Annotated in this window: 30 protein-coding genes; 8 read left to right on the plus strand and 22 right to left on the minus strand. The window is 64.8% G+C overall.

Annotated features, from left to right (window positions below):
• Window position 1: 1 nt before the first annotated feature.
• The 9 genes from ACSQ3P_RS29025 to motA form a co-directional block, all read right to left on the minus strand.
• A complete protein-coding gene (locus ACSQ3P_RS29025) occupies window positions 2–697 on the minus strand; it encodes a hypothetical protein (protein WP_436168904.1) in 696 nt (231 codons plus the stop codon).
• On the minus strand, window positions 694–2304 hold the full coding sequence (gene fliF / locus ACSQ3P_RS29030) for a flagellar basal-body MS-ring/collar protein FliF (RefSeq protein WP_436168905.1): 1611 nt from the start codon (window positions 2302–2304) through the stop codon (window positions 694–696). Before fliF ends, ACSQ3P_RS29025 begins: the two co-directional genes overlap by 4 nt.
• A 135-nt stretch (window positions 2305–2439) precedes the next feature.
• Complete coding sequence (locus ACSQ3P_RS29035) at window positions 2440–3678, minus strand: flagellin (RefSeq protein ID WP_436168906.1); 1239 nt, start codon at window positions 3676–3678, stop codon at window positions 2440–2442.
• A gap of 171 nt (window positions 3679–3849) precedes the next feature.
• The gene (locus ACSQ3P_RS29040; RefSeq protein ID WP_436168907.1) at window positions 3850–4914 is read right to left on the minus strand and encodes an EscU/YscU/HrcU family type III secretion system export apparatus switch protein; all 1065 of its coding nucleotides are present in this window, start codon (window positions 4912–4914) and stop codon (window positions 3850–3852) included.
• A 14-nt stretch (window positions 4915–4928) separates the two neighbouring features.
• Window positions 4929–5984, minus strand: coding sequence for a flagellar motor switch protein FliG (locus tag ACSQ3P_RS29045; RefSeq protein ID WP_436168908.1), 1056 nt, complete (start codon window positions 5982–5984; stop codon window positions 4929–4931).
• 13 nt (window positions 5985–5997) lie between these two features.
• On the minus strand, window positions 5998–6399 hold the full coding sequence (gene fliN / locus ACSQ3P_RS29050) for a flagellar motor switch protein FliN (RefSeq protein WP_436168909.1): 402 nt from the start codon (window positions 6397–6399) through the stop codon (window positions 5998–6000).
• Window positions 6400–6463: 64 nt separating this feature from the next.
• On the minus strand, window positions 6464–6781 hold the full coding sequence (locus ACSQ3P_RS29055; protein WP_436168910.1) for a hypothetical protein: 318 nt from the start codon (window positions 6779–6781) through the stop codon (window positions 6464–6466).
• Complete coding sequence (locus ACSQ3P_RS29060; protein ID WP_310146547.1) at window positions 6762–7709, minus strand: flagellar motor switch protein FliM; 948 nt, start codon at window positions 7707–7709, stop codon at window positions 6762–6764. The genes ACSQ3P_RS29055 and ACSQ3P_RS29060 overlap by 20 nt, the downstream gene beginning before the upstream one ends.
• A 1-nt stretch (window position 7710) precedes the next feature.
• Window positions 7711–8628, minus strand: a complete 918-nt coding sequence (gene motA / locus ACSQ3P_RS29065; protein ID WP_436168911.1) for a flagellar motor stator protein MotA — start codon at window positions 8626–8628, stop codon at window positions 7711–7713.
• A 157-nt stretch (window positions 8629–8785) separates the two neighbouring features.
• Between motA and ACSQ3P_RS29070 the strand changes: the two genes are divergently transcribed.
• From ACSQ3P_RS29070 to fliI, 3 genes are read left to right on the plus strand one after another with little or no spacing between them, the layout of a single operon-like run.
• On the plus strand, window positions 8786–9871 hold the full coding sequence (locus ACSQ3P_RS29070) for a DUF1217 domain-containing protein (RefSeq protein ID WP_436168912.1): 1086 nt from the start codon (window positions 8786–8788) through the stop codon (window positions 9869–9871).
• A gap of 2 nt (window positions 9872–9873) precedes the next feature.
• On the plus strand, window positions 9874–10599 hold the full coding sequence (flgF, locus tag ACSQ3P_RS29075) for a flagellar basal-body rod protein FlgF (RefSeq protein ID WP_436168913.1): 726 nt from the start codon (window positions 9874–9876) through the stop codon (window positions 10597–10599).
• A gap of 53 nt (window positions 10600–10652) precedes the next feature.
• A complete protein-coding gene (gene fliI, locus ACSQ3P_RS29080) occupies window positions 10653–11978 on the plus strand; it encodes a flagellar protein export ATPase FliI (protein ID WP_436168914.1) in 1326 nt (441 codons plus the stop codon).
• 127 nt (window positions 11979–12105) lie between these two features.
• Here fliI and ACSQ3P_RS29085 read toward each other — a convergent pair whose 3' ends face one another.
• From ACSQ3P_RS29085 to ACSQ3P_RS29145, 13 genes are read right to left on the minus strand one after another with little or no spacing between them, the layout of a single operon-like run.
• On the minus strand, window positions 12106–12561 hold the full coding sequence (locus ACSQ3P_RS29085) for a hypothetical protein (protein ID WP_436168915.1): 456 nt from the start codon (window positions 12559–12561) through the stop codon (window positions 12106–12108).
• Window positions 12558–13070: a hypothetical protein gene (locus ACSQ3P_RS29090; RefSeq protein WP_436168916.1), complete on the minus strand. Its 513-nt coding sequence runs from the start codon at window positions 13068–13070 to the stop codon at window positions 12558–12560. Before ACSQ3P_RS29090 ends, ACSQ3P_RS29085 begins: the two co-directional genes overlap by 4 nt.
• Window positions 13071–13076: 6 nt before the next feature.
• Window positions 13077–13754, minus strand: a complete 678-nt coding sequence (locus ACSQ3P_RS29095; RefSeq protein ID WP_436168917.1) for a rod-binding protein — start codon at window positions 13752–13754, stop codon at window positions 13077–13079.
• A 54-nt stretch (window positions 13755–13808) separates the two neighbouring features.
• Window positions 13809–14210: a hypothetical protein gene (locus ACSQ3P_RS29100; RefSeq protein ID WP_436168918.1), complete on the minus strand. Its 402-nt coding sequence runs from the start codon at window positions 14208–14210 to the stop codon at window positions 13809–13811.
• A 6-nt stretch (window positions 14211–14216) separates the two neighbouring features.
• On the minus strand, window positions 14217–14972 hold the full coding sequence (fliR, locus tag ACSQ3P_RS29105; RefSeq protein ID WP_436168919.1) for a flagellar biosynthesis protein FliR: 756 nt from the start codon (window positions 14970–14972) through the stop codon (window positions 14217–14219).
• Entirely contained in the window at window positions 14969–17056 is a 2088-nt protein-coding gene (flhA, locus tag ACSQ3P_RS29110) for a flagellar biosynthesis protein FlhA (protein ID WP_436168920.1), read from the minus strand. Before flhA ends, fliR begins: the two co-directional genes overlap by 4 nt.
• Before the next feature lie 43 nt (window positions 17057–17099).
• Window positions 17100–17366: a flagellar biosynthetic protein FliQ gene (locus ACSQ3P_RS29115; protein ID WP_069688509.1), complete on the minus strand. Its 267-nt coding sequence runs from the start codon at window positions 17364–17366 to the stop codon at window positions 17100–17102.
• Between the two features lie 10 nt (window positions 17367–17376).
• The gene (locus ACSQ3P_RS29120) at window positions 17377–17655 is read right to left on the minus strand and encodes a flagellar hook capping FlgD N-terminal domain-containing protein (protein WP_436168921.1); all 279 of its coding nucleotides are present in this window, start codon (window positions 17653–17655) and stop codon (window positions 17377–17379) included.
• A gap of 9 nt (window positions 17656–17664) precedes the next feature.
• Entirely contained in the window at window positions 17665–18129 is a 465-nt protein-coding gene (gene flbT / locus ACSQ3P_RS29125; protein WP_436168922.1) for a flagellar biosynthesis repressor FlbT, read from the minus strand.
• 20 nt (window positions 18130–18149) lie between these two features.
• Window positions 18150–18497, minus strand: coding sequence for a flagellar biosynthesis regulator FlaF (flaF, locus tag ACSQ3P_RS29130; RefSeq protein ID WP_436168923.1), 348 nt, complete (start codon window positions 18495–18497; stop codon window positions 18150–18152).
• 43 nt (window positions 18498–18540) lie between these two features.
• On the minus strand, window positions 18541–19593 hold the full coding sequence (locus ACSQ3P_RS29135) for a flagellar hook-associated family protein (RefSeq protein WP_436168924.1): 1053 nt from the start codon (window positions 19591–19593) through the stop codon (window positions 18541–18543).
• Between the two features lie 4 nt (window positions 19594–19597).
• Window positions 19598–21076, minus strand: coding sequence for a flagellar hook-associated protein FlgK (flgK, locus tag ACSQ3P_RS29140; RefSeq protein WP_436168925.1), 1479 nt, complete (start codon window positions 21074–21076; stop codon window positions 19598–19600).
• A gap of 46 nt (window positions 21077–21122) precedes the next feature.
• Complete coding sequence (locus ACSQ3P_RS29145) at window positions 21123–22391, minus strand: flagellar hook protein FlgE (protein ID WP_436168926.1); 1269 nt, start codon at window positions 22389–22391, stop codon at window positions 21123–21125.
• A gap of 411 nt (window positions 22392–22802) precedes the next feature.
• On the opposite strand from ACSQ3P_RS29145, the gene ACSQ3P_RS29150 reads away from it, so the two are divergent.
• The 5 genes from ACSQ3P_RS29150 (at window position 22803) to flgG (ending at window position 25644) form a co-directional block, all read left to right on the plus strand.
• A complete protein-coding gene (locus tag ACSQ3P_RS29150) occupies window positions 22803–23477 on the plus strand; it encodes a response regulator transcription factor (RefSeq protein WP_436168927.1) in 675 nt (224 codons plus the stop codon).
• Window positions 23478–23649: 172 nt separating this feature from the next.
• The gene (flgB, locus tag ACSQ3P_RS29155) at window positions 23650–24030 is read left to right on the plus strand and encodes a flagellar basal body rod protein FlgB (protein ID WP_436168928.1); all 381 of its coding nucleotides are present in this window, start codon (window positions 23650–23652) and stop codon (window positions 24028–24030) included.
• Window positions 24031–24068: 38 nt separating this feature from the next.
• Window positions 24069–24488 carry a flagellar basal body rod protein FlgC gene (gene flgC / locus ACSQ3P_RS29160; RefSeq protein WP_069688500.1) on the plus strand — a complete coding sequence of 140 codons (420 nt, stop codon included), beginning with the start codon at window positions 24069–24071 and terminating at the stop codon, window positions 24486–24488.
• A complete protein-coding gene (locus ACSQ3P_RS29165; RefSeq protein WP_436168929.1) occupies window positions 24488–24826 on the plus strand; it encodes a flagellar hook-basal body complex protein FliE in 339 nt (112 codons plus the stop codon). The genes flgC and ACSQ3P_RS29165 overlap by 1 nt, the downstream gene beginning before the upstream one ends.
• A gap of 29 nt (window positions 24827–24855) precedes the next feature.
• The gene (flgG, locus tag ACSQ3P_RS29170; RefSeq protein ID WP_069688498.1) at window positions 24856–25644 is read left to right on the plus strand and encodes a flagellar basal-body rod protein FlgG; all 789 of its coding nucleotides are present in this window, start codon (window positions 24856–24858) and stop codon (window positions 25642–25644) included.
• The last annotated feature ends 6 nt before the right edge of the window (window positions 25645–25650 follow it).

Genomic DNA, 25650 nt, shown 5'->3' on the forward strand with positions numbered 1-25650 from the left:
CTCACGCGTTCCGGTTCGTTGCTGGGCCAAGAGCTTCGGATCGGCGGCGCCGGCGGTCGGGCCCCTTGCCCTCCAGCCGGGCGACCCAGGCCTCGATGCGGGTCTCGATGACGGTGTCCTGCGCCACGATGGCGACCTCGACTGCGTCGCTCTCGGCGAATTCCACCGCCCGGCCTTCCGGGAAGACCGAACGCAGCGTCGTCAGGATGCGGGCTGGACCGCTGATGCGGATGAGCGAGCCGTCGCTTCCGGCGAGCAGCGGCGTGATCTGCTCGATCAGCGCCCGGCTCGCGGCGTCCCTCAGCTCTGCCTCCAGGAACGGGCACAGCAGGCGGCCGACCGTGTCGGACAGGGTCTCGCCGAGTGCTTCGAGCGCCTTGGGAAGCTCCGCCTCCAGCCGCATGGCGACATCGTCGGCCCAGCTCCGGCGCTCGCCGGCGAGCGTCTCGGCAGCCTCCCGGCGCAACGCCGTCATGTGCCTCTCAGTCTCGGCGCGGCCCTCAGTGAGCCCGGCCTGGCGGCCGTTCTCGAAGATCTGGTCGAGATCGGGCGCCGGTTCGCGCGGCAGCTTGAGCAGGAAGGGCGGCAGCTCGACCGCGGCGCTGTCAGAGGCTGCGCTCTCGGCGGCGACGTCCGGGGGGCTGATCTCCTCGATGTCGAAACTCGGGATGAAGTCGCTGACCGGACGGTGCTTCACGCGCGCGCTCCTTCCTGGATCCACTGCTTGAGGACGGCGGCGGCCTGAGCCTCATCGAAGTCGATGAGCTGCTCCAGCTTCTTCAGCGGCGAGCGCTGCGAGGCTTGGGTGAGATCGCCGATCAGGTTGAGGCCGAGCTCGGGCCCCGCGATCTGGGCCGGGGCGTCGCCGGCCGTGACTGAGGCGACGACCGGCGCGGGCTCGGGGCGCTTCAGCAGGGCGCCAATCGAGGGCCGCAGGCCGAACCAGATGATCAGCGCCGCCAGGGCCAGGATCGTGACCGCGTTGATCAGCGTCCCGGACTGGCGCAGCAGCGCCTCGCCGATGCCGATGGGCGCGGCGGGCTCGAGCGTGCGACTGCCTTGCAGGAAGTCGACGGCCAGCACCTTGATGTTGTCGCCGCGCTGGTTGCTGATGCCGGCGGCAGAGCTGACGACCTGCCTGACCTCGTCGAGCCGCTGGTCGATCTGTTCCTGCGAGGGCGCGGCCCCGAGCGATTCGACCAGGCGCGGCCGGTTGATCAGCACCGCGATCGACATCTTCGCGATCGAGTAGCCATCGCTGATCGTCTGCGTCTTCTTCGAGGAGATCTCGTAATTCGTCAGCTCCTCGCGGCGCTGCTTCTCCTCGCTGGAGCGCTGGCCGCCATCGGCGCGCACCGCGCGCTCGGGAACGTTCTGCTCGACCGTGGTCGGCTCCTGGGTCGCGGCGTTCTGCGAGGTGTCGTTCTCGCGCACCACGCGGACCGAGCGCTCGACCTTGGAATCGGGGTTGAAGACGGTCTCGCTGGTCTCCTTGCGGTCGGTGTTCAGGTCGGTTGCGACGCTGATCTCGAAATTCTCCAGGCCGAGATAAGGGGTCAGCGCCTTGCGGACATTGTCCTGGATCTCGCGATTGACGTTCTGCTGCAGCCCGGCGAGCTTGCCCGCCTGCATCTGGCCGGGTTCGCCGCCGGCGGCGAGCACGGTGCCGTCGGTGTTCAGCACCGTCACCTTCTCGGTGGTGAGGCCGGGCACGGCGGAGGCGACGAGATGGCGCACGGCCTGCGCGATGTTGCCGGCGCCCGAGGTCTCGGTGCGCACGACGACGCTGGCCGAGGCCGGCTGCTGGTCGCGGCGGAAGGAGCCCTTATCGGCCAGGACGAGATGCACGCTCGCCGCCTTGACGCCGCGCATGAGCTGGATCGTGCGCGCGAGTTCGCCTTCGAGGGCGCGCACGCGGGTGATCTCCTGCATGAAGGAGGTCAGCCCGAGCGAGCCGAGCTTGTCGAAGAGCTCGTAGCCGCCGCTGGTGCTGCGCGGCAGGCCTTTCTCGGCGAGCAGCATGCGCGCCTGGCCGGCCTGCGACGGCTTGACCAGGATCTGCGATCCCTCGGCGTTCACGTCGAAGACGACCCCGGCCTCCTGCAGGGCGGCGCCGATGCGGTTGACGTCCTCGCGCTGGAGGCCGCTGTACAGGACCGACATCTCCGGCCGGCTGAGATAATAGGCGCTGGCGCCGATCGCCCCGAAGACGAACAGCCCGATCGCGGCGAGCGCTGCGAGGCGCTTATGCCCGAGCTGCTGGAGGTTGAGCCAAATCTCTTCAGCGTATTGCCGACCCGGCATCGTCGTTCCTTCGAGCTTCGGAGGTTATGACGGAAGTATTCCTCGCCAGCCTTGCGCGAGCATTGCGTCGCGCAACGAAAAGGCCACGCTCCGTGAGGAGCGTGGCCCGTTGGCGTCGGCGGTGGCGCGGAGGCGTCAGCTACGGAACAGCGAGAGGATGCTCTGGCTGCCGGAGTTGGCGATCGACAGCGCCTGGATGCCGAGCTGCTGCTGCGTCTGCAGAGCCTGGAGGCGGGTCGATTCGGCATTCATGTCGGCGTCGACGAGCTGGCCGACACCGCGATCGAGCGAGTCGGTCAGGGCCTGCACGAAGTCCTGCTGAAGGCCGATGCGGTTCTTGATGGCGCCCAGATTGGTGGCGGCATCGGTAATGTCACCCAGAGCATCGTCGACGGCCGAGATATAGGTCTCGAGCTTCGCGAGGTCTGCGGCGTTGTCGGTCAGCGCCGAGATGTCGAGATCGTTGACGCTGAAGGTTTCCCACGCCGTCCCGTTATAGGCGTCGTAGGACTTGTCGAGGATGCCCTTGCCGGTCTGCGTCGCCGGAGCGGTGGCCAGCGCGGCAGGTGCCGTCAGACCGCTGTTCAGGGTGATCGTGACGCCTTGGGCGTTACGGTTGGCGAACTCCAGCTGCCCGTTTGCCGAGTCGACAGCGACGGTCAAGCCCTCGATGCCAAGCTTCATGATGTCCTTGGCGATGCTGTCCAGCGTCGAGGTCGCCGTCGTGGCGACGTTCAACGTGGCGCCAGTACCGACCTGGACGGTGATGTTGCCGGCCGCGGCGACAAAGGTGCCGGTGCTGGGGCCGGTGACCACGTTGGTGGCCGGGGTCGCATCCGCCTTGCTGTCGTAGAGCTTGATCGCTTCGAGGTCGACGGTCACCGTGTCGATCTGGACCACGCCACCGGCGCGGGAGAAGGACGAGACGACCGACTTCGTCGAATTGTAGCTTGCCGAAGCGGAGTCGACGGAGATCCAGTTCTCGCCGTTGAACACAGCGGAGTCGCCGGTGTTCTTGAGCTGCTTCTGGAGTTCGGTGATTTCGCTCTGGATCTTGTCGCGGTCGACGCCGGGGGTACGGGCGGCGACGAGCTTGGCCTTGATCTCCGAGACGACGTCGACCGTGCCGTTGAGGCCGGTATACATCGTGTCGATGGTCGCAGCGCCCAGGCCGAGAGCGTCCTTGACGGCGCCGAGAGCCTTGTTGTCCGAGCGCATGGTGGTGGCGATCGACCAGTAAGCGGCGTTGTCCGAAGCGGTGGAGACGCGCTGGCCGGTGGCGATGCGGTTCTGCGTGGTGGCGAGGTTCTTGTTGGTCATGGACAGCGTCTGCAACGCGGTCATGGCCGAGGAGTTCGTGAGAAGGCTGGTCATGGTTTCTGTTCCTCTATCGATGAATGATGGGGAACATTCCGGATTTTAACCGGTATGGCAGGGCGGCATCATGCCTTTGACGATGTGGGACGCGCCCATCAGGTCAACCTGCCATCCACTCCCTTGTCGCAGCCGAAGCTTGCGCGAGGCTGACCTGAGCGCATGGAGCGCTCAAGCCACCTTGCGGGCATAGACCAGGCACAGCAGCTCGGCGACGACCTTGTAGAACTCCGGCGGGATCATCTGGTCGATCTGCACGCCGGCATGAAGCGAGCGCGCCAGGACGCGGTCCTCGATCACAGGAATGTCGTTGGCCTCGGCGATCTCGCGGATCTTCAGGGCGATCAGGTCGATGCCCTTGGCGAGCACCAGTGGCGCGCCGCCTTCCTCGGGCACATAGCGCAGCGCCACCGCGTAATGGGTCGGATTGGCGATGATCATCGTGGCGCGCGGCACGGCGGCCATCATGCGGCTTCTGGCGCGGTCGCGGGCCAGCGAGAGCCGGCGCGATTTCAGGATCGGGTCGCCCTCGGCCTGCTTGTGCTCGTCCTTGATCTCCTGCTTCGTCATCCGCAGCGAGCGGCGCCAGGATTTCTGCGTCCAGACGAGGTCGGCGGCGACGATCACGATCGTCGCGACGCAAGCCGCCGAGAGCAGCCGGGTCGCGATGGTGAGGACCAGTTCCGGAATCGTGCTTGGGTCCTGCAGCATCGCCGTCACCACCGTGTTCTTGTCCGATTTGAGGATCAGCCAGGTCGTCACCGCAATGGCGGCGAATTTGGCCAGCGACTTTCCGAATTCCATCAGGCCTTGCGCCCCGGCGATGCGCGACCAGCCCTTCCCGGGAGAGATGCGCGACCATTGCGGGCTGATCCGTTCCAGTGAGAACTGCGGCGCATGCTGCAGGAACGAGGCGCTCAGCCCGAAGACCATGAAGAGCAGCAGGATCGGCCCGACGAAGAGGCTGGCCTGGACGGCGACATAGACCAGGAGCGTCGTCGTGTTCTTGTTCGTCGAGATGTCGAAGCCGGCGGGATCGCTGAGGAAGTTCGAGAGGAAGCGTGCGAGCTCGCCGCCGCTGGCGCGGATCAGGAAGACGCTCGCGATCAAGGTCGCGGCGATGCTGGCGAAGATCGGCGCCTCCTTCGAGGAGGGCGTGTTGCCGCGCTCGACAGCGTCCCGAATCTTCTTCTCGGAGGCCTCCTCGGTCTTGCTTTCCTGGTCTTGCTCGGACAATGCCGGTCACCGTCTCATTGGAAGTAAGCGCCGTCCTCGCGCTCCGAATTGAGCTCGATCTCGCCGCGGCCCGCCATGTCGAGCGCGACATCGGTGATGGCGCGGCGCGCCTCGATGACGTCGCGCTGCAGCGCCGGCTCGCCGTTCTCGAGATCCTGCTGCACGATGCGGCGCGCGCGCGTCGCCAGGGAGGACAGGATCTGCTCCCTGAACAGGGTCTCGGTTCCCTTGAGCGCCAGGACGAGGCGGTCGGTCGGCACCTGGTCGAAGATCGCCATGCGGTCGCGGGGCGAGAGCTTGACGATGTCCTCGAAGACGAACAGCAGCCCTTTGAGCATCTCGGCCGATTCCGGGCGCACGCGCTGCAGGCTGTCGAGCGCCTCCTCCATGTCCTGGCTGTCCATCTTGTTGAGGATGTCGGCCATGCGGGCATGGGTGTCGGCGCCCTTGTTGCGCGCCAGATTCAGGGTGAAGCCTTCATAGAGCGCCTTCTCGACGATCGCGCCCGGCTGCTCCGCCACCGGCTTGAGGTTCAGCATCCGGCGCATCAGTTCGTGGCGCTGGCCGGCCGGCCATTGCGTCATGATCCGCGAGGCGCAGGCCGGGCTGAGCTTGGACAGGATGAAGGCGATGGTCTGCGGATGCTCCTTGGCGAGATAGCCCGCCAGCACGCTTTCCGACATCATCGAGACGCGGTCCCAGATCGAGCGGTTCGCCGCATCCGCCGTCTCGCCGATGATCTCGGTGATCTCCTCGGCCGGCAGCATGCCGGTCAATAGCTTCTGGACCTCGCGCGGCGAGCCGACCAGGTTTACGCCGCTGGAAAAGCGATCGCTGAACTCCTCCACCAGCATCGCGATATTGTCGGCCGGGACCGGTCCGAGTTCGGCGGCGCAGCGCATCAGCAGGCGGATCTCGCCGGGCTCGAAATGCTTCAGCATCCGCCCGGCAAGGGGCTTGCCCATCGCCAGGACCAGGACGGCCGCCTTCTGCGCTCCGCTGAGCCCGTCACCCGCCGGGACGATGGCTGGCGTGGCGTTCGCCCTGTTGTCCTTCACAGTCCCGGTCATCGGTCCGATCCACTCACGCTTCGAACTTGGCCTGGACGCCGACGATCTCGGTGAGCGACACGCCGAAGCGGCTGTTGTCGTCTTCGACGATCACGACCTCGCCGCGCGCGACGATCCGTCCGTTCACGACGACATCGACCGGTTCGCCGACGCGATGGTCGAGTTGCACGACGGCGCCGCGGCGAAGCTTCATCAGATTGGCGACCTGCATGGTGGCGCTGCCCAGCACGACCTGGATATTGACGGGAATGCGCATCACGGCGTCGAGATTGAGCGTCTCATTCGCCTCAGTGACGGCTCCGGGCGCTCCTTCCGCCGTGGCCGAGGCGTTCTCGGTTTCCGCCTCCGCCACGCCGGCGGGGATGTCCTCCGACGTCAGCTCGGGCAGCTTCACGGATTTGTTTGGCTTCGTCATGGGGTTCTCCGGAGACTATGGGAACGCTCTGCCGGTCGCATCCGGCAGCGGGGATGAAGGCATTTCAGGCGGCGTTGGCGTCTCGGCTCGTGCGGGGCGAGATGCGCTCGGCGCGCGCGTTGGCCGATTTCAGCTCGCGCAGGAGATTGCAGCCCGTGTCGATCCGCTGTCCGAGCTCCTCGACGACCTCGCGGCCGCTGGCCTGGAGATCGCGGACGGTGGACTGGATCGCGCCCAGAGCGGCCTCGGTCTGGCTGAAGACGCTCTGGAATTCGGCATGGAAGCTGCGCATGCGCCTGAGCTCGCTGCGCATCCGCAGGACCTGGAGGCTGGTGAGCAGCAGCGCCGCGAAGAGTACGACTTCACCGAGATAGAAGGTCATCTAGAAACTCCTGTTCCTCGTTGGCGTGGTCCTGGATGCGCAGCACATAGGAGCCGTTGCGCTGCCCGAGCTGGCACCAGAAGACGGTTTCGTCATTGCACTGGAGCTGGATCTTGGATTGCGGCGACGCCTGCAGCTCGATCACCTGCCCGATCTGCAGCGAGCCGATCTCGCCGAGCGTCATGGCGCGCTCTTCGAGGATCGCCGAGAGCTTGACTTCCGTCCGCTGCACCTCGGAGCGGATCTGCTTGGTCCAGCGCGGGTCCCGGGCGGTGGACTGGCCGGAATGGACATGGGCCAGATTCTGGCGGATCGGGTTCAGCGCGGTCTGCGGGATGACGACGAACATCTGGCCGCAATTGTCGAGGCCCTGGACCAGGAACTGGGCCTTGACGGCGAGGTTGCTGCGGCTGCCGATCGTGGCGAAGTACATGCGCGTCTCGACACGCTCGAAATCGAAGGAAACGTCGCAGACCGGGGCGAAAGCACTCTTCAGGTTGCGGGCCGCGAGCTCGAACAGCGCCTGGGCCACCTGGATCTCGATATTGGTGTAGGGGCGCTCGTCATCGGGGAAGTCGGGCTCGTATTTGAACGGCGCCTCGCTGCCATCGGCCCCGAACATCACCTCCAGCAGCGTGAAGATGAAATCGCGATCGAAGCCGATCAGGATGCGCGAATCCCATTCACGCGCATGGAAGATGCCGGCGATGGCGTTGTACGCATGGGCGTTGAGCGCGTCGCCGATGCGCTGGCTCTGGACGCCGGCGAGCGAGAAATAGGCCGGCGAGGAGGACATCTGCCGCACCGCGTCGGCGCAGCTCGTCGCCAGTCGGTCGAAGACCATCTGCAGCATCGGCAGCCGGTCGATCGAGATGCCCGTCGAGTCGAGCAGCTTGTCCTCGCGGAGGGGCTGTGCAGCTGTGCTCATGTCAGGCGGCTTCCTGCTGGGGACGGTCGTTGGCGGCTGTGGCGACGGCGGCAGCGCCGCGCGGCGGAGCTGCGCTGATCGTCTTGTCCTCGACCTCGTCGATCGAGGGCCTCTCGCTGGCCGAGATGACCTTGCGGCCATATTCGAGCGCGACCTGAGGGGCGGCGCCGCCGATGAAGGCGAGGATGGTCTGCTTGACGACGATATAGACCCGGGCCTGCCGTTCGCGCGTCGTCTTGATCTTCTGGGCGATGGGCCCGATCACCGCGTAGGAGAAGAAGATGCCGGCGAAGGTGCCGACCAGCGCGGCCCCGATGAAGCCGCCGAGCAGGGCCGGCGACTGGTCGATCGCACCCATGGCCTTGATCACGCCCAGGACGGCGGCGACGATGCCCAGCGCGGGCAGGGCCTCCGACACCATGCCCAGCGCGTAATAGGGCTTCAGGCTGTCCTGGAGCTGGCTCGTGATCTCCTCGTCGAGGAGGGCCTCGACCTCATGGGCCTGCGCCTTGCCGACGATGACCAGGCGGAAATAATCGCAGATGAAGGTCGTCAGCCTGGCGTCCGCCAGGACGCTGGGCGCATTCGCAAAGAGCGCGGATTCAGCGGGAGCTTCGACATGCGCCTCGACCTCGGCGCGGCCCTTGTTGCGCAATTCGCGCATCAACGCATAGAGGACGCCGAGGATCTCGAAGTAATGCGCCTGGTTCGGTACGGCGTTTCGCAGCGCTTCCGTCACCGCCGCGCCGGTATCGGAGACGGTCTTCATCGGGTTGGCGATGATATAGGTTCCGATCGCCGTTCCCAGGATGATGACCAGCTCCCATGGCTGCCAGAGCACGGCGACATGCCCGCCCATGGCGGCAAAACCACCGATCAGCGAACCTACTGCTATCGTCAGTCCGATCAGTACGCTCAACGCGCCGCTCCTTCTCGCAATCTACATGGCGAGGAGTAGACGAGCTGGCTTGCGCGAGGCTGAAACCGGCGCGCTCATCTCGGTCAGGTCCACGCAAGCCTTGCGCGGGACCGTGATCGGCGAAGATCGCAATAACCCCGTTGCTGCGGAGGCGCCGATGACCACGACGATGATCGCTTATCAGGCGGTGACGCGGAACCTGACTCAGTCGCTCGCACGGACAGCCGCAAAGCCTGATGTCGCCAGCAATGCAGCCTATTTCGAGAAGAACATCGGCAAGGTGAAGACGCTCGACGACTTCATGAAGGACGATCGACTCTACCGCTATGCAGTGGAGGCCTTCGGCCTGGGTGACATGGCCTATGCCAAGGCCTTCATGCGCAAAGTCCTCGCAGGCGGGGTCACGGATTCCGACAGCTTCGCCAACAAGCTCACGGACCCGCGCTATCGTGAACTGGCGGCAGCGTTCGATTTTTCGACCGAGACAGCCGACACGACCTATTTCCAGACCAATATCGGCAAGGTGAAGACGGTTACCAGTTTCACGGACAAAAGCGCCTCGCGCATGTTCGACTACGCGATCAAGGCGTTCGGTCTGGAGTCGGTCGTCGACACGCCAAAGGAGAAGGAAGCCGTCACCCAGGCGCTCCATCTCGGAAAGGATTCGCCGCTTCACTTCGACGATCCGGCGATCGACAAGCAGTTTCGCGCCTTCCTGAATGCCTTCGATTTTGCCGATAAGGGCTCAAAGGCAACCAGCGACAAGGCCATGATGCAGCAGACGGTCGATCGCCATAACGCGGCCGTCAGAAGCGGCCAGACGAAGACCACGGTCGAGAAATACACGCGCCAGAAGCTCGAGCAGGATGCCGGCGCCAGCGACGACAACGTTCGTCTCGCGCTCTATTTTGAACGCAAGGCGCCAACGATCAAGACCGCCTACCAGATCCTGGCGGACGCCGCCCTGTTGAAGGTCGTCCAGACGGCGCTCGGCATCCCCGCGGAGACCTCCGCGATGCCGATCGACAAACAGGCGACGATGATCGAGAAGAAGCTCGACCTCAAGTCACTGCAGGATCCAGACGGGCTCAAGCGCTTCATGCAGCGCTTCACCAGCCTGGCGGGTGCGGAGAGCGGCGCTTCCTCGAACCCGACCATGCTGCTCTTCAGCCAACCCTCTTCCGCCTTGATTGGCCAAGACGTGCTGGCGAGCCTGCAGAAACTTCGCCTTGGAGGCATCTGACCGTGCAGTCTGCCATCTATGTCGGCCTTTCGGCCCAACTCGTCCTCGAAAAGCGGATGGAGACGCTCGCCCGCAACGTCGCGAACATGAACACTGCCGGCTACCGCGCCGAGGAGGTCAAGTTCAGCACCTTCCTGTCGAAGAAGGGGCCCGACGGCGTCAACTTCGCCTCGGAGGGCGAGAGCTTCATCAACCGGATGCATGGTGGCGTCGACAAGACCGGGAACCCGCTCGACGTCGCGGTGGAAGGCGACGGTTTCCTCGCCATCTCAACCCCCGCGGGTACTGTCTATACGCGCGACGGCCGCATGAAGATCACGGCCCAGGGCGAATTGCAGACGCATTCGAACTACCCGGTCCTCGATGCCGGCGGCTCGCCGATGCTGCTCGATCCGGAAGGCGGCCCGCCCGTGATCGCCAAGGACGGCATGATCTGGCAGGGCACCCAGCAGGTCGGGGCGCTCGGCCTGTTCACGATCGACCCCAATGCGAAGCTGCAACGCTACGAGAATTCCGGCGTGATCCCCGACAAGGCGGCGACGCCCATCCTTGATTTCGTCGTCAATGGTGTCCGCCAGGGCTTTGTCGAAGGCTCCAACGTCAATCCCATCCGCGAGATGGCGAAACTGATCATGGTGACGCGCGCCTTTGAGAGCGCCGCGAATGCGATCGACAAGGGCGAGAAATCCGTCGACGGCGCCATCCGCTCGCTTGGCGAGACCAGCTGACCGTCTGGCCGACTGACTGAACCTGACCCTTTCGCCGCCCGCACAGGATTGCGATGAACGCTCTCGCCCGTCTCGAACAAGCCATTGCCGGTGGGCCGCAAACGCATGAATTGGTGCGGATCAGCGGCGCGGTCTCAGAGGTCACGCCGGCAGCGGTGCGTGTCGCCGGGCTCTCCCGCTTCGTCCGGCTGGGCGAACGTATCGCGCTCTCCGCGAATGGGCGGGAGGAGTTCGGCGAGGCCATCCGCATCGACCGGGACGGCGTTCTGGTCAAGCCGTTCGCGACCACCGTCGGCGTCGGGCTCGGCGCGCGCGCCAGCGTCGCCGGCGCGATGACGCTGCGGCCGGCGCAGAGCTGGAAGGGCCGCGTGATCAACGCCTTTGGCGAGCCGCTCGACGAGGCCGGGCCGCTGCTGCCTGGCGATACCGCGATGCGCGTCGATGGGCCGCCGCCGGAAGCGATGAAGCGCGCGCGCGTCACGCGGCCTATCCGCACGGGCGTGAAGGTGATCGACCTGTTCACGCCGCTTTGCGCGGGTCAGCGCATCGGCGTCTTCGCCGGCTCCGGCGTCGGCAAATCGACCTTGCTCTCGATGCTGGCGCGGGCGCCGGGCTTTGGCACGATCGTCATCGGGCTCGTCGGCGAGCGCGGGCGCGAAGTGCGCGAATTCCTCGACGACACCTTGGGCGCGATGCGCGCCAATGCGGTTGCGGTCGTCTCGACCAGCGACGAGAGCGCGATGATGCGCCGGCTCGCCCCGAACACGGCGATGGCGGTGGCGGAATATTTCCGCGACCAGGGCGAGGATGTCCTGCTCATCATCGATTCGGTGACACGTCTCGCCCATGCCGCGCGCGACGTCGCCCTGGCGGCAGGCGAACCCGCAGTTGCGCGCGGCTATACGCCGAGCGTGTTCAGTGCCCTGCCCAAGCTGCTCGAACGGGCCGGCCCGGGCATCGAAGGGGCGGGCGCCATCACCGGGATCTTCTCGGTGCTGATCGACGGCGACGACCATAACGACCCCGTCGCCGACAGCATCCGCGGCACGTTGGACGGGCATCTCGTGCTCGACCGCTCCATCGCCGATCAGGGCCGTTATCCGGCGGTGAACGTGCTGTCCTCGGTTTCGCGCCTGGCGCACCATGTCTGGACACCGGAGCAGCGCGTCCTCGCCACCCGGATGAAGGGCCTCGTCGCGCGCTTCGAGGATACGCGGGATCTGCGCCTGATGGGCGGCTACCAGGCCGGCGCCGACGCCGAGCTCGACACGGCGATCGCGCTCGTGCCGCGCATCTACACCGCGCTGCACCAGGACATGGGCGCGCCGCTGAGCGCCGACGTGTTCCAGGATCTGGCGAGCGCGCTGCAGCAGGGGTGAGGGCGCGCTCCAGGCCGTTCAGGATACGTCATTGCGAGCGCAGCGAAGCAATCCAGGAGGGCTCCTGCGCCGGCTCCTGGATTGCTTCGCTACGCTTCGCAGTGACGAACGCGTTCTGGCCGAAATTTCAGCTGCGCAGCTGCTCCCTGCGCACATAGTTGAATTCCTTGACGAGCACGTCCTTGATCAACTCGCCGCCGAGGCGGGCGTTGACGTTGGTCTTCACGCTTTTCAGCAGCGCGTCGATATCGACCCGCTCCAGCCGCGAGAAATCGATCTGGGTATTGGAGTAGATCGCGCGCAGCGCCTCGTCCCGGACGAAGGGATGGGGCTTCACCGTCATCTGCCGCAAGGTGTGGGCGTCGGCCGTGAAGACGAACTGGGCCGCGACATAGCCCTTGACCTCGCCGCCGGCCAGGATCGGCACATGGAGCAGGCTGGTTTCCTCATATTCCAGCCCTTCGAAGAAGGGCGTCTCGGTGGCGGGCGGCCGTTCGGCCCGCCAGGTCAGAGCGAGATGGCCCGAGATCAGGGTCACCCCGCAAACCCAGGCGCCGAGCAGGAAGAGGCGTGCTGTCGTCATATCGCGGTCGCTTTGGCGGGCATCGGCGCGGCGAGCTGTGAGGTGACCGTGGCGGAATAGGTGCCGTCCGAATCCGCATCCATCAAAGTGGTGGCCATCGCGGCGGCGATCTCGCGCACTGCATCGAGATGCATGGCGATGGCGAGACGGTTGTGCTCGAGCTTCAATCGCAGCGTCGACAATCGCGCCAGGAGCGGGCCGTCGATGGTTTCGTTGCTGATCGCCCGCACGGCCCGGCTGGCGTCGAGGAGCAAGCGGCTCTTGGTCTCGTTGAGGCGGTTGAGGTCGGCGTTCCTGAGCGCCATCAATTCGGAGGTCTCATGGTCGAGCACCTGTTCGAGATGCTCCAGCACGGTCCACATGGCGCGCCCGGCCTCGGAGGGCATTTCCGGTGCCGCCGGGCTCGTGCTCCTGAGCGCGATGGCTCCGGCCGAGCCCCAGGCGTCCGGCGTGTCCTGAGCCAGCGGGTACGGTTCGAGGATCGCGATGTCGTCTTGCTGTTCGCTCATGATGCGTCACACCTGTCGGGTTGTGGAGGTTCGGCCCACGCCGATCGCGCTGGGCCGGGTGATGTTCAGGAGCTTGCGTTCGACCGCGAGCGGAATGGCGAGGTCGCGCGAACTCGCGCCGGCGCTGGCCGTCGGGGCCAAGGCCTTCTGGGTCGTTGCGACCACCGTGCCGGGCTCCGCGCCCGCGGTGTTGCCGGACCGTGCCGCGAGCGCGGCCATGACCTTGCTGCGGATGCCGAGGCCGCCCGTCTTGGCGATCTCGCCGGCGATCTGCTCGGACAGCATCGAGCGCCAGACGCCGCCCGAGAGCCCGCTGCCGAAGGTGTTGGTCGTGGCTTCCGGCATCATCTGCTCGATGAAGGTCGAGATCACTTGCGCCTCGAACTGGCGCAGCGTCTTGGCGGTGGCGCTCTGGTCGCCTGCTGCTGCGGCAGACGGCTTGGCAAATGATGGTTTGGCAAATGATGGTTTGGTGAGCGTCAGGCTGGCGAATTTGTCGCGCGCGCTGGCCAGCCCCGGAGCCTGCAGGGCAGCGCCGGCGCCTTCGATCGCCGAGGCGAACTGCGTGGTGGCAGCGCCGGGCACGGCCATGCGGGCAAGCCGGTCGAAGGCTGCGCGCTGACGCTGCGGATCGGCGGCGAGGGCGACGTCGAGAACGATGTCGGATGGAGGAGAAATCGCCATGGTCGCCTTTCCAAGGTCATTGAACGATCACGTCGGGAGATTGCACCATCAGGCTTATTCGAGGCTTGCCGCCCGCTTGCCCTCGATGCTGTCGATGATCTCGACCAATACATCGTCCTGGTCGGCACGAAGCTTGATCCGCCGGACATGATCGGCGAGGCGCGCGGTTTGTTTCTCGCGCCCGGTTTCCACAACGACGCGCTTCGCCTGCTCGGCGGCGGCGGCCTCCAGCTCCCAGAGCGACAGCGAGACCCGGTGCAGGCGCTTGGCCGTCATATCCGCGAACAGCCCGTCGACGAGGCCGTCGCCATTGAGCGAGGCGACGAGCGCGCGCGCCTCATCCTTGGTCTCGGTGGCTTTCCGCTCGATCGCCTTCTGGCGCCATTCGGCGAGGCTACGGATCCGCGACTGGATCGCCAGGATCCGCTCGATCGATTTCAGGCGCTTGCGCGGCATCCCGGTTCAGCCATGCGCGAGCCAGGAGGAGAAGGCCGTGATGAACAGCCGCAACGCCTCGGGGCCCGTGAAATAGAGCAGGAACAGGCCGCCTGCGATGACGAAGGGCAGCGAGATGAAATAGACCGGGATCTGCGGGGTGAGCTTGTTCATCAGCCCGATGGCGAGGTTGACCACCACCCCGTAGATCATGAAGGGGCTGCCGATCCTCAAAGCCAGGAAGAAGCTGTCCGAGGCGCGGTCGGCGAGCTGGATCAGGCCGGCCTGTGCATCGAATGCGGTGCCTGGCGCGATGCGCGCATAAGAGCCGGCCAGCGCCCGGATGACCTCGGCGTGCTGGTTCGTCACGAACATCAGCGTCGCCGCGGTCATCGTGATCAGCGTGACGAAAGGCGCTGACGCTTCCGCCTCGTCGATCGGCAAGCCCGGCAATTGTCCAAGCCCCGTGGCGGTCGCCATCGCGGTCGCGATCGTCTGCAGGGCGAGGAAGAAGAAGCGGGCCATCAGCCCGATCAGCGCGCCGGTCATCGTCTCGGAGACGATGAGCCGCAGCAGCGTCGCCGGGCCGGGATCGGCGCCGACAGCCGCGAAGGCTGGCAAGGCGAAGGGCGCCAAGGCCAGGGTGATGCCGCCGGCCATGAGCAGGCGCAGCCGCACCGGCACGCGCGGGCTGGAGAAACCCGGCATCAGCATCAGGCATGCGCCGATGCGGCAGAAGATCAGGAAGGCGTGCAGCAGGATCTCGGGCGTGACCAGCGTCACGAGATCGTGCCCAGCAGGTTGACCTCGAGCCCGCGCGCGATCTCGACATGGGAGAGGACGGGCAGCGCCGGGAAGATGCGCTCGACGATCATGCGGACGTAAGGGCGCGCATCGGGGCTGGTGACCAGGACGAAGTTCTGCGCCTGGTCCATCCGGCTGCGGATCGCGGTCGTCGCCTCGGCGGCGAACTCCTCGATGAGGCGCGGATCGATGTCGAATTCGATGACGTCGCCTTTGGCGTCGCGCCGGAGGCTCTCATGGAAGGCGAGGTCCCAGCGATTGCCGAGGCGCAGCATGTTGAGCACGCCGCCCTCGGCGAGATCGCCGCAGATCTGCTGGGCCATGCGCATGCGCACATGTTCCGCGATCGGCTCGGCCCGGCGCACATGCGGCGCGATCTCGGCGATCACCTCCAGGATGAGATGCAGGTTGCGGATCGAAACCCGTTCCGACAGCAGCAGGCGCAGCACGGCCTGCAGGCTCGACAGCGACATATGCGCCGGGCAGATCTCGTCGAGCAGCTTCTTGTATTCGGGGCCGAGCCGGTCGAGCAGGCCACGCATGTCCTTGTAGGACAGGAGCTGGCCGAGATTCTTGCGGATCGTCTCGCTGAGATGGGTGAGCAGCACCGAGAGGCGGTCGACCGGGTGCATGCCCTCGCGCTTCACCTCATTGGCGTAGCTCTCGGAGACCCACATCGCCTTGACGCCGAAAGCCGGCTCACGAACCTCCTCGCCCGGCAGGTCCGGCAGGCGGCCATCGCCGACGACGACGAGCATGCTGCCCGGGCGCATCTCGCCGGAGGCGACGACCGTGCCGTGGATGCGGAACTCATAGGCCTTGGGTGACAGGCGCAGGCTGTCGGAGAGCTTGATCTCCGGCACGACGAAACCGTATTGCGCCGCGAATTTCTTGCGCATCTTGGCGACGCGATGGGCGAGCTCGCTATGGGCGTTCAGCATCTCGGCCGACAGCTGCTTGCCCAGGCTCAATTCGATCTCGCAGATCGCCAGCGAGTCCTTGATCGTGTCCTTGCTGTCATGGACGGCCTGCTCGGCCTCCATGGCGCGGATTTCCTCGGCGGCCGCCTCGCGCTCGGCCAGGCGCTTGGGAATGGTGTAGCCGACGAAGGCCATCAACCCGCCGAGCAGGGCGAAGGGCAGCAGCGGCAATCCCGGCACGAGCGCCAGGATCAGCATCAGGAAGGCGGCGACGAAGAGCGCGCGCGGATAATGCCCGAGCTGGCCGAGGATCGCTTGCTCGGCCGTTCCGCGCATGCCGCCCTTGGAGACGAGCAGGCCGGCCGCGAGCGAAACGATCAGGGCCGGGATCTGCGTGACGAGACCGTCGCCGACGGCCAGCTTGACGAAGACGTCGGAGGATTCCGACAGCGACATGCCATGGCGCGTCACGCCGATGATGATGCCGCCCAGGATGTTGACGGCGGTGATGATCAGGCCCGCGATCGCATCGCCGCGGACGAATTTCGAGGCGCCGTCCATCGAGCCGAAGAAGGAGCTTTCCTCCTCCAGCTCGCGCCGGCGCTTCTGGGCCTCGGGCGCATCGATCAAGCCGGCCGAGAGATCGGCGTCGATCGCCATCTGCTTGCCGGGGATGGCGTCGAGCGTGAAGCGGGCACCGACTTCGGCGATGCGGGTCGCGCCCTTGGTGATCACGATGAAATTGACGGTGACCAGGATGATGAAGACGATCAGCCCGATGACGAAATCGCCGGCGATGACGAAGCGCGAGAAGCCGTCGATGATGTAGCCCGCGGCGTTCGAGCCTTCATTGCCATGCGAGAGGATGACGCGCGTCGTGGCGATGTTGAGGGAGAGCCGCAACATCGTCGCGACCAGCAGGATCGTCGGGAACGAGGAGAATTCGAGCGGCTTCTGGATCCAGAGCGAGACCATCAGGATCAGGACCGACAGGGAGATCGAGAAGGCGAGCCCGAGGTCGATGGCGAAGGCCGGGATCGGCAGGAACAGGATCGACAGGATGCCGATGATGCCGACGGCGAAGCCGACATCGCGCCCGCTGTTCGGCACAGCCTTGCCCGATGAGACGTCCTGGATCGTCATGCTGGGTTTTTCCTGCCGCCGGAAGGGGGGCGAGCGCGATGCTCTAGAATCCGCGCTCGATGCGCCCGTAGACGCGCTCGGTGAAGGCGAAGATCTGTGCGCCGGTGAAGGATCCGGTGGTCGCCATCACCACGAGGATGACGACGATCTTGGGTACGAAGGTCAGCGTGGCCTCCTGCACCTGCGTCAGGGCCTGCATCAGCGCGATCGTGACCCCGATCGCCATCGCGGCGCCCACAGCCGGCCCGGCGCCGAGGATGATCGCCCAGACGGCGTCGCGCATCAGGTCGAGCGCATCGGCCTCGTTCATGGCGTGCTCCTCAGGTCGCGGTCGTCGTCGTCTTCAGGCTGTCGAGGCTCGCGATGATCTGGTCGAGCTTCGAATTGGTCGAGACCGACTGCTCGACCTGCGACAGCGCGGCGAATTGCTGGACATATTGGGCCGGATCCGTCGGATTGGTCGGATCCTGGTTCTTCGCCTGGGCGATCAGCAGCTTCAGGAAGGTGTTGTAATCCGCCATGCCGCTTGAGGTGGTCGATTTGGTCGTGCTGGTGCTCGTAGTCGAGCTCTGCGCGCTGGTTGTGCTGGCCACGTCCATGATCGCCTCCTAAGCAACCTGTGAAGTGAGTATCGGAGCTGCGATCGCCTTGGTCGGGACCACTGCATCGAGCTTAGACGCCGGAGCCTGTCCGGAGCTTGCGAGGATGGCGGCCTCGGTGGGGTAGAGGCCGCGCAAATGCTTGAGCGCCTCGAAGAAGCGGTCTTCCGTCACGAGGAGGTCGATGTGCTGGAGGCCGGCGAGCACGGTCGCATCCTCGAACATCTGCGCCGTGGTCATCAGCATGCGCTCGAACATCAGCTTGATGAGGCCGCTGTTCTTGGGCTCGATCAGCATCGCCTGGATGGTGAAGTAGAGCTGCCGAAGCGGCGTCGTGGTTTCGTCGGCCTGGATGACATGGCTCTCGAGCAGGAAGGTCGCGTCGTTGAGCAGCTCGAGGCTCACCTTGCGATCGAATTTAAGGATCGCTCCGTTGATGTAGATCTTCTCGTTGGCGCGCAGGGACAGGTTCATTGTCTTCCTCACCTCCTGTCTCACGCCAGGCCGTCCCTGATCATCCGGTTGACGTCGATGATGGAGTCGAAGTCCTCGGACTGGCCGAGGCGCAGCAATTCGCCCTGCCTGAGCGCGAACAGGCCGATCGAGATGAGCGAGGCGCGCAGCGCCTCGGGGAGCGCGTTGTCGGAGTTCGCGAGATCCTCGATCAGCAGCGTCCAGAGGCGTCCGACGAAGGCGATCGCCTCGATCGTCTCGCGTGAGGCCGATCCGGTCGGTCGGGCCGTTTCGAGCAGCTTGACCGCCTGGTCCAGCGCTCGCCATTCGGTTGCTCGCGCGACGGTGCAATCGTCTTCGGCCGCGGCGATGTACGAGCTGTGATACATGGGTGTCCTCCAGCTTGATCGGGGGGTGAGCGGAGCGGGGTGCTCAGCGCATGTAGTTGAGGATGCTGAGACTCTGCAGCTTCACGGTCAGCGCGTAGGCCGTCTCCACCTGGGTGGTGAGCTGGTCGACGCGCACCTTCGCCTCATAGGGGTCGACGCCCTCATTGGAGAGGATCTGCTGGGCCAGGATGTCACGCTGGGTCGTGAGCCTCTCGCTCGCGGTGGTGACCCTGGCCTCTGCCGAACCCAATTGCGCCTGATTGGCGATGAGACCCTGGATGGCGCCGTTGACGACCTTGATCGCCTCGTCGACCAGGGCCTGGTAGGCGTTCTGGTTCAAGCCCTTGGTGCCGGTATCGGCGACCATGGCGTAGACCTTCGCCAGATCGCGCATCTGTTGCGAATTGGCGTTGGCCGAGACCTCGACGACCTCGTTCGGAGAAATCCGGCTCTGGATGTTCTTGTCGAGTGCGGTCGACCAGTTCGCTCCCCAGGCGGGATCGGCGAATTCATCGGAGAAGTCGGTCTGCAGGAAGGTCGTCATGTCGGCGGCCGTGATGTTGGCGGCAGCCGGATCGTCCTGGGTGAAGCCGAAATAGCTGGTGAAGGCCGCATCGGCCGCCGCCTTGTTGGGGGCTGTGGCGCCCGAGAAATAATCCGTCAGCGGCTGCTGCTGTGTGTTGATGCCGGCAAAGATGTATTGCCCGCCCATCGAGCTGTTGGCCGCGCCGATGGTGGCCTGAAGATTGTTCGTGGCCTCGGAGACGAGGACGTCGACGCCGCTCTCGCCGTTGCGGACGCTGAGCAGGGTCTTGAGGAAATTCTGGGCCGTGTCGAGCATGCCGCCGAGCGCCTGCTGGGTGACCTGGAGCCGTTGCGAGACGAGCCCGTTGGTGTCGATGATCCCGGAGGTGCGGTCGTGCTGGTTGCGCAGATTGACCGTCACGCCGGTGCGGGCGCCGAGGCTGAGGCCGATATCGGCATAGCGGCCCGTCGTCATCTCCTTGTTGGCGCCGACCAGTTTCTCCTGCGCCTTCAGGATCGTGCTGCGCAGCATGGTCGACAATGAGGAGGAGGAAACAGAACTTGTCTTCATGACGTCACCTCACAGCCTCGAGCAGCGAATTCAGCATCTTGTCGATCGTGGTGATCAGGGTCGAAGAGGCGCTGTAGGAGCGCTCCAGCTCCATCATCAGCGTCATCTCCTCGTCGATATTGACGCCGGTGGCGTTCGACAGGGCCTCGGAGGTGCGCTCCAGCAAGGCCTTTTGGTAGCCCAGCGTGGTGGTGCTGGACTGGCGCTGCGCCTCCAGCCAGCCGACGGAGGAACTGGCGAAGCCTGTCAGGCTGGTGCTGGGGTCGGCCTTGGCCGCCGGATCGAAGGAGCGATCGGCAGCCAGAGCGGTCAGCAGGCCCTGGATCCGGTCCGAATAGCTGGCCGCGCCGCTGGAATTGTAGACGTAATTCGGGTTCGACGGGTCGGAGATGCCGCCGTCCCGGAGACGATCGAGATCGCCGCCCTGGGTGGGATCGGCATTCGGGTTGATGCGGATCGAAGCCGCCAGGCCCGGCGAGACGGTGCCCATCGCCGGAACAGCCGGGCCGCCGGGCCAGGTGAAGAGGCCGGCTTGGTCCGGCAGCGTCGCCGGCGTGCCCTGGTCGCTTTCCGCGAAGGCCTCGACGAGGCCGCGGGCGATCTCGTCAAGCTGGTTCTGGTAGGTCACCGCGACATCGTCGCGGATGACCGAGGAGCCGTAGATCTGACCGGATTTCAGTGGCATCACGGAGTTGGCGCCGGTTACGGCGACACCGTCGATGAAGACCGCGTTGCCGGTGGCGCCGGCACTGAGGGCATAGCTTGGCGCCATCGTCACGCTGCGCGGCGTCGTCTCGAACAGGGTGACGCCGCTATCGGTGTAGATCACCATGTCGTTGCCCGAGCGGGTCGAGACGCTGATGCCGATCTCCTCCGAGAGCTGGGACAGGATGCGGTCGCGCGAATCGAGCTGGTCGGTGATGTCGGAGCCGGCCTGGGTGCCCTTGACGATCGCCCGGTTCACTTGCTCGAACTCGGCGAGGAGGCCGTTGACGCGGTCGACGCCGGCGGCCATGTCGGCATCCGCCTGTTCCCGGACGCCGCTGACCGTGTCGCTGGCCTGGTTGAGCGCACGGGCCAGCGCGTCCGCGCCGCTCAGGACATTCTGAGCCAGCAACGGATCATCGGGCGTGATGCTGTATTGCTGCAGCGCGTTGGTGAGGCTGCCGAGTTTGGCGGCGACCGACTGGTCGAGCTCAGGATCGTTCACCGTCGCTTCGAGCTGGTCGAGCCCGTCGACGATCGCCTGCTGGGCGGAGGTCGTGGAGGTCGCGCTGAGCTTGTTGGTGAACAGCACGGTGTTCATCGTCCGCCCGATCGAGGCGACCTTGACCGCGCCGCCATAGGTCGTGACCACGAGGCCGCTCTTGCGGTTGTAGTAGTCGCTGTCGGCACCCGCGACATTGCGTGAGATGACGGCGGTCTGCAGTCCGGTCACGGAGAGCGACGACTGGGCCACGTTCAGGGCGGATGACAGGCTCATTGGGTTGCTTTCCGTTATTCTTCGTCGCGTATTTCCTGGCTGCGGCTCAGCGCTTCAGGTTGACCAGGACGTCGAGCAGTTCGGAGCCGGTCTGGAAGACCTTGGAATTGGCGGTGTAGCTGCGCTGCGACTCGATCATCGCCGTCAGCTCGGTCGCCAGGTCGACATTCGACTGTTCGAGCGCCTTGGAGTTGATGGAGCCGAGACCGCCGCTTCCCGGGAAGCCGACGATGACGTCGCCGGAGAGCTGGCTGACCGAATAGACGTTGCCCGATAGCGGGGTGAGCTGGTCGACGCTGGGCACCGTGGCCAGCGGGATCTTGTAGGTGGCGATCCGGTTGCCGTTCTCGAACACGGCGTAGACCGTTCCGTCCGCGGCGATGTCGACGCTGTCCACGGCGCTTGGCGCGTTTCCGTTGACGGCGAGCTCCATGTTCGTGTCCATCGCGACCTGGGAGGTCGCGCTGAAATCGAGCGTCATCGTGCTGCCGCCGGGAATGGCGACACCGACCGTGGCCGGCGCGGTCGTCAACTGGCCCGCAGCGTCGAAGGCCAGCGCCGCCGTCGCCAGGGGAGCCGACCCGGCCGCACCATAGGGGAAGCCTCCGGTGGCGGCGTTGGCGTCGGCCTTCGCGAAGATTGCGGCCTGCCATGTATCGGGGCCCGTGCTAGTCTTCGTCATGTAGACGTCGAGATAAACCTTGTTGCCCAAGGTGTCGTAAGTAACGATCGACGCCTTGCTCGAATAAGTACTTCCGGCCACGTTGTCCGAAGGCAGGCTGCCCGCCGCGACGACCGTCGCGTTAGAGTTAAGAACGCCCTTGAGCGTTCCGCTCGTGGTGGCGTTCGCCTCATAGGCGACGTTGGCCAGGTTGACGCGCTGCAGCCCGTCCAGGCTGTTGGCCACTACGGAGACGTCGCCATTGGTGATCGGGTAGCCCATCAAGTAAAAGCCGGCCGAATTGACCAGGTCATGGTCGCCGTTCTCGACGAAGGCGCCGGCGCGGGTCAGATAGGGCGTGCCGCCGGCATCCGAGACGACGAAGAAACCTTCCCCGTTGATGGCGAGATCGGTGGTGGAGGTCGTCCCCATGATCACGCCCTGATTGGAAATGGCGTAGCGGGAGGTCGTCGAAACACCGCCGGAGTTGTATTCGCCCGCACCTCCTTGAGAAATGAACGAGGAGAATTCTGTCGAGGCGCGCTTGTAACCTGTGGTGTTGACGTTGGCGATATTGTCGCCGACCGCGCTCATCTTGCTTGCCTGCGCCGCCATGCCGGACACGCCGGTTCGCATGATGCCGAAAATGCTCATCGCCACTCTCCAAGCTCAAATCTCGAATGGCATTACGCAATGATTTGCTTGTGTGGAGCTTTCGTCTTGTTTCTTGTAAATCTTTAATAAATTTCTTATCGCGCAGGCAGAAATTATACTGGATTCCACTCATTATATAATAGGGCCGCTTTTGTGCGGCCCTGAGACCTCGTGTCGGGGGCTCGCCCATAGTCGGTTTGCCGGCCGCGACGATGCGAGAATCTCGCATGCTTAATGATTGGTTTATTCAACCAAATAAATACGTATCTGGATATTCATTCCGGGTTTTCGCAGCGTTGTTGTTGTTTTGCGTTGCAGCAATATTATATTGACGGGCAACAATCCGACACACAATCTGCTATTGTTCCTGCTTCCTGTGAGGCCGGCCGAACCTGACGCTGGGGGGTGTCTATGTATATTGTTGTTGATGATCGAATTTTGGTGACGGAGGGATATCAATCCCTTTTCACCGGCGAGGGCGTGCCATCAATCGGTTTCTCGCCATCCCGTTTCCAGGAGTGGGTCGAGGATACGCCTGCCGACCATATCAAGAATGTCGAGGCCTTCCTTCTTGGTGATTGTGAAGGTCGCGCAAGCTTCCCCATGATGATCCGTCGTCGCTCGCAGGCTCCGGTTATCGCCATGAACGAGGCGACCTCACTCGAGAAGACCCTCGAGCTCTTCGCCGCCGGCGTCGACGATGTGGTCCGCAAGCCGGTTCATGTCCGCGAGATCCTGGCGCGGGTCCATGCAATGCGGCGCCGGACCGACAAGCGGCGCTCCACCGACGATGAGATCAACCGGGGCGATATCACGGTGTATTTCGATGGCCGTGATCCCGATGTCGGCGGCAAGATCATGATGTTGCCGCGGCGTGAGCGCCGCATCCTCGAGTTCATGATGCGCAATCGCGGACGCTGGGTCACCAAGTCGCAAGTCTTCAACGCGGTCTATGGCCTGTTCGACGCGGAAGTGGACGAGGCCGTCGTCGAAAGCCATGTGAGCAAGCTGCGGAAGAAACTTCGTGCTAGACTTGGCCACGATCCGATCGATTCCAAGCGTTACCTCGGTTATACGATACTCTGACCTTTCGGGCGCCGACCTTGAGGCCGGCGTCCCGCGATGAAGCCAAAACGCTTTGGCTCGGTGTCGCCCTAAGCTCAATTTGAGCCGATGTTTTCCCTAAAATCCACAACAACAGCTTCGCACAAGTAACGCTTCGTATTGTTGCATTGCAACGATTTCGGGAGCGCCCCAGGTGGAGCCGATTTACCTCTTCGATATTGCCGCCAAGAAAGCGAATTGGCTTGCCGTTCGACAGAACGCCGTGGCGCAGAACGTCGCGAACGCCAATACGCCGCGCTACGGAGCGGTCGATATCGAGCCTTTCGACGCCATCGTCAGGAAAACCACGCTCACTGTGGCGGCGACATCGCCAAACCACATCACCACGACGCCGGCCGAGACGATGACGGCCAAGCAGCGCAAGGGCGAGAGCTGGTCGGTTGTCCATTCCGGCAATTCGGTCAGCCTCGAGCAGGAAATGCTCAAGGCCGGCGACATCGGCCGCAACTACGCGCTGATGACGAATCTCGTGAAAAGCTTCCACCGCATGATGATGACCGCAGTCAAGAGCTGAACCGGTTGGATTTAAGCTTGAAAAGGCAAGGTTAGACCATGATCGACCCTATTGACGCATCGCTTCGCATCGCCGGTGCCGGCCTCCAGGCCCAGTCGACGCGTGTACGCGTCGTCTCCGAAAATCTGGCCAATGCACAGTCGACCGGCAAGACCGCCGGCGCCGATCCTTACCGGCGCAAGACCGTGACCTTCGAGAATACCATGGACCGCGCGCTCGGCGCGGCATTGGTCAAGATCAAGGGCGTCGGCGTCGACAAATCGGCCTTCCGTGTCGAGTTCGAGCCGAGCCATCCGGCAGCCGACGCGAAGGGCTACGTCAAGCTGCCCAACGTCTCGATGCTGCTCGAAATGGCCGACATGCGCGAGGCCAATCGCTCCTACGAGGCCAACCTGCAGATGATCAAGCAGGTGCGCTCGATGCAATCCATGACGATCGACCTGCTGAGGAACGGCTGATGCTGAACGCAATTTCCGCGCTTGCCCCGGTCGCGGGCCAAATCGGGCAGGGGCTGCAGAGCCTCAGTGCTTCGGCCGTCCGGCCGGGCTTTACCGCCGAGGCCGCGACCCAGGCTCCGGGCGCCGATTTCGGCTCGGTCTTCGCGAGCGTCTCCCAGGGCTTCGTCGACAATCTGGCGCAGGGCGAGGCCGCGGCCGTCGCCGGCGTCCAGGGCAAGGCTGCCGTCCAGGACGTGGTCCAGGCGGTGATGTCGGCGGAGCAGTCGCTGCAACTGGCGATGGCCATGCGTGACAAGGTCGTCTCCGCCTACCAAGAATTCATCCACATGGCGATCTGAGGAGCCAATTCCATGAAAGTCCAAATCTCATGAAAGTCCTCGCCATCGCCGCGACCGGAATGAGCGCTCAACAGTTGAATGTCGAGGTCATCGCCAACAACCTCGCCAATATCAACACGACCTCGTTCAAGCGTGCGCGGCCGGAATTCACCGATCTGCTCTACCAGACCGAGCGCTCTCGCGGCGTGCCCAATCGCGGCGGCGACGGCTCGATCCCGGAAGGCGCCTCGCTCGGTCTGGGCGTGCGCGCCGCGGCGATCCGCAACCTGCACATCCAGGGCGCGCTGACCCAGACCGGCAACAAGCTCGACCTCGCCATCGACGGCCGCGGCTGGTTCAAGGTCACGGCGCCGGAGGGCGAGACGCTCTACGCCCGCGCCGGAACCTTCAACACCAATGCCGATGGCGACATCGTCACCGCCGATGGCTATCTGCTCGACCCCGTCATCCGCGTCCCGGCCGATGCGACCGACATCACGGTCAACGAATCCGGGCTGGTGCTGGCCAAGATCCCGACCGAGGTCCAGCCGCGACAGCTCGGCCAGATCACGCTGGTCAACTTCGCCAACGACGCTGGCCTGGAACCGCTGGGCAGCAATCTCTATCGGGAAACCGTAGCCTCGGGCCAGCCGGTCGACGGCACGCCGGCGAGCACCAGCTTCGGCAAGCTGCGCCAGGGCTATCTCGAGGCGTCCAATGTCGATCCCGTGAAGGAGATCACGGCGCTCATCGCAGCCCAGCGCTCCTATGAGATGAACGCCAAGGTGATCACCGCCGCCGACCAGATGGCCGGCACCGTCTCCACCGGCATCCGGTAAGGAAGC

The organism is Allobosea sp. LjRoot9 (assembly GCF_964252745.1).
In the GTDB taxonomy this organism is placed as follows: Bacteria; Pseudomonadota; Alphaproteobacteria; order Rhizobiales; family Beijerinckiaceae; genus Allobosea.

Coding starts and splice junctions, on each gene's coding strand:
- ACSQ3P_RS29120 (WP_436168921.1), bottom strand. CDS start 17,655: ATGGACGTGGCCAGCACAACCAGCGCGCAGAGCTCGACTACGAGCACC.
- ACSQ3P_RS29165 (WP_436168929.1), top strand. CDS start 24,488: ATGCTGAACGCAATTTCCGCGCTTGCCCCGGTCGCGGGCCAAATCGGG.
- ACSQ3P_RS29060 (WP_310146547.1), bottom strand. CDS start 7,709: ATGAGCACAGCTGCACAGCCCCTCCGCGAGGACAAGCTGCTCGACTCG.
- flhA (WP_436168920.1), bottom strand. CDS start 17,056: ATGACGATCCAGGACGTCTCATCGGGCAAGGCTGTGCCGAACAGCGGG.
- ACSQ3P_RS29100 (WP_436168918.1), bottom strand. CDS start 14,210: ATGCCGCGCAAGCGCCTGAAATCGATCGAGCGGATCCTGGCGATCCAG.
- ACSQ3P_RS29035 (WP_436168906.1), bottom strand. CDS start 3,678: ATGACCAGCCTTCTCACGAACTCCTCGGCCATGACCGCGTTGCAGACG.
- ACSQ3P_RS29095 (WP_436168917.1), bottom strand. CDS start 13,754: ATGGCGATTTCTCCTCCATCCGACATCGTTCTCGACGTCGCCCTCGCC.
- flgC (WP_069688500.1), top strand. CDS start 24,069: ATGATCGACCCTATTGACGCATCGCTTCGCATCGCCGGTGCCGGCCTC.
- ACSQ3P_RS29070 (WP_436168912.1), top strand. CDS start 8,786: ATGACCACGACGATGATCGCTTATCAGGCGGTGACGCGGAACCTGACT.
- ACSQ3P_RS29145 (WP_436168926.1), bottom strand. CDS start 22,391: ATGAGCATTTTCGGCATCATGCGAACCGGCGTGTCCGGCATGGCGGCG.
- ACSQ3P_RS29135 (WP_436168924.1), bottom strand. CDS start 19,593: ATGAAGACAAGTTCTGTTTCCTCCTCCTCATTGTCGACCATGCTGCGC.
- ACSQ3P_RS29115 (WP_069688509.1), bottom strand. CDS start 17,366: ATGAACGAGGCCGATGCGCTCGACCTGATGCGCGACGCCGTCTGGGCG.
- fliN (WP_436168909.1), bottom strand. CDS start 6,399: ATGACGAAGCCAAACAAATCCGTGAAGCTGCCCGAGCTGACGTCGGAG.
- ACSQ3P_RS29085 (WP_436168915.1), bottom strand. CDS start 12,561: ATGACGACAGCACGCCTCTTCCTGCTCGGCGCCTGGGTTTGCGGGGTG.
- flgG (WP_069688498.1), top strand. CDS start 24,856: ATGAAAGTCCTCGCCATCGCCGCGACCGGAATGAGCGCTCAACAGTTG.
- ACSQ3P_RS29090 (WP_436168916.1), bottom strand. CDS start 13,070: ATGAGCGAACAGCAAGACGACATCGCGATCCTCGAACCGTACCCGCTG.
- ACSQ3P_RS29150 (WP_436168927.1), top strand. CDS start 22,803: ATGTATATTGTTGTTGATGATCGAATTTTGGTGACGGAGGGATATCAA.
- fliF (WP_436168905.1), bottom strand. CDS start 2,304: ATGCCGGGTCGGCAATACGCTGAAGAGATTTGGCTCAACCTCCAGCAG.
- flgK (WP_436168925.1), bottom strand. CDS start 21,076: ATGAGCCTGTCATCCGCCCTGAACGTGGCCCAGTCGTCGCTCTCCGTG.
- flaF (WP_436168923.1), bottom strand. CDS start 18,497: ATGTATCACAGCTCGTACATCGCCGCGGCCGAAGACGATTGCACCGTC.
- flbT (WP_436168922.1), bottom strand. CDS start 18,129: ATGAACCTGTCCCTGCGCGCCAACGAGAAGATCTACATCAACGGAGCG.
- ACSQ3P_RS29055 (WP_436168910.1), bottom strand. CDS start 6,781: ATGACCTTCTATCTCGGTGAAGTCGTACTCTTCGCGGCGCTGCTGCTC.
- ACSQ3P_RS29045 (WP_436168908.1), bottom strand. CDS start 5,984: ATGACCGGGACTGTGAAGGACAACAGGGCGAACGCCACGCCAGCCATC.
- fliI (WP_436168914.1), top strand. CDS start 10,653: ATGAACGCTCTCGCCCGTCTCGAACAAGCCATTGCCGGTGGGCCGCAA.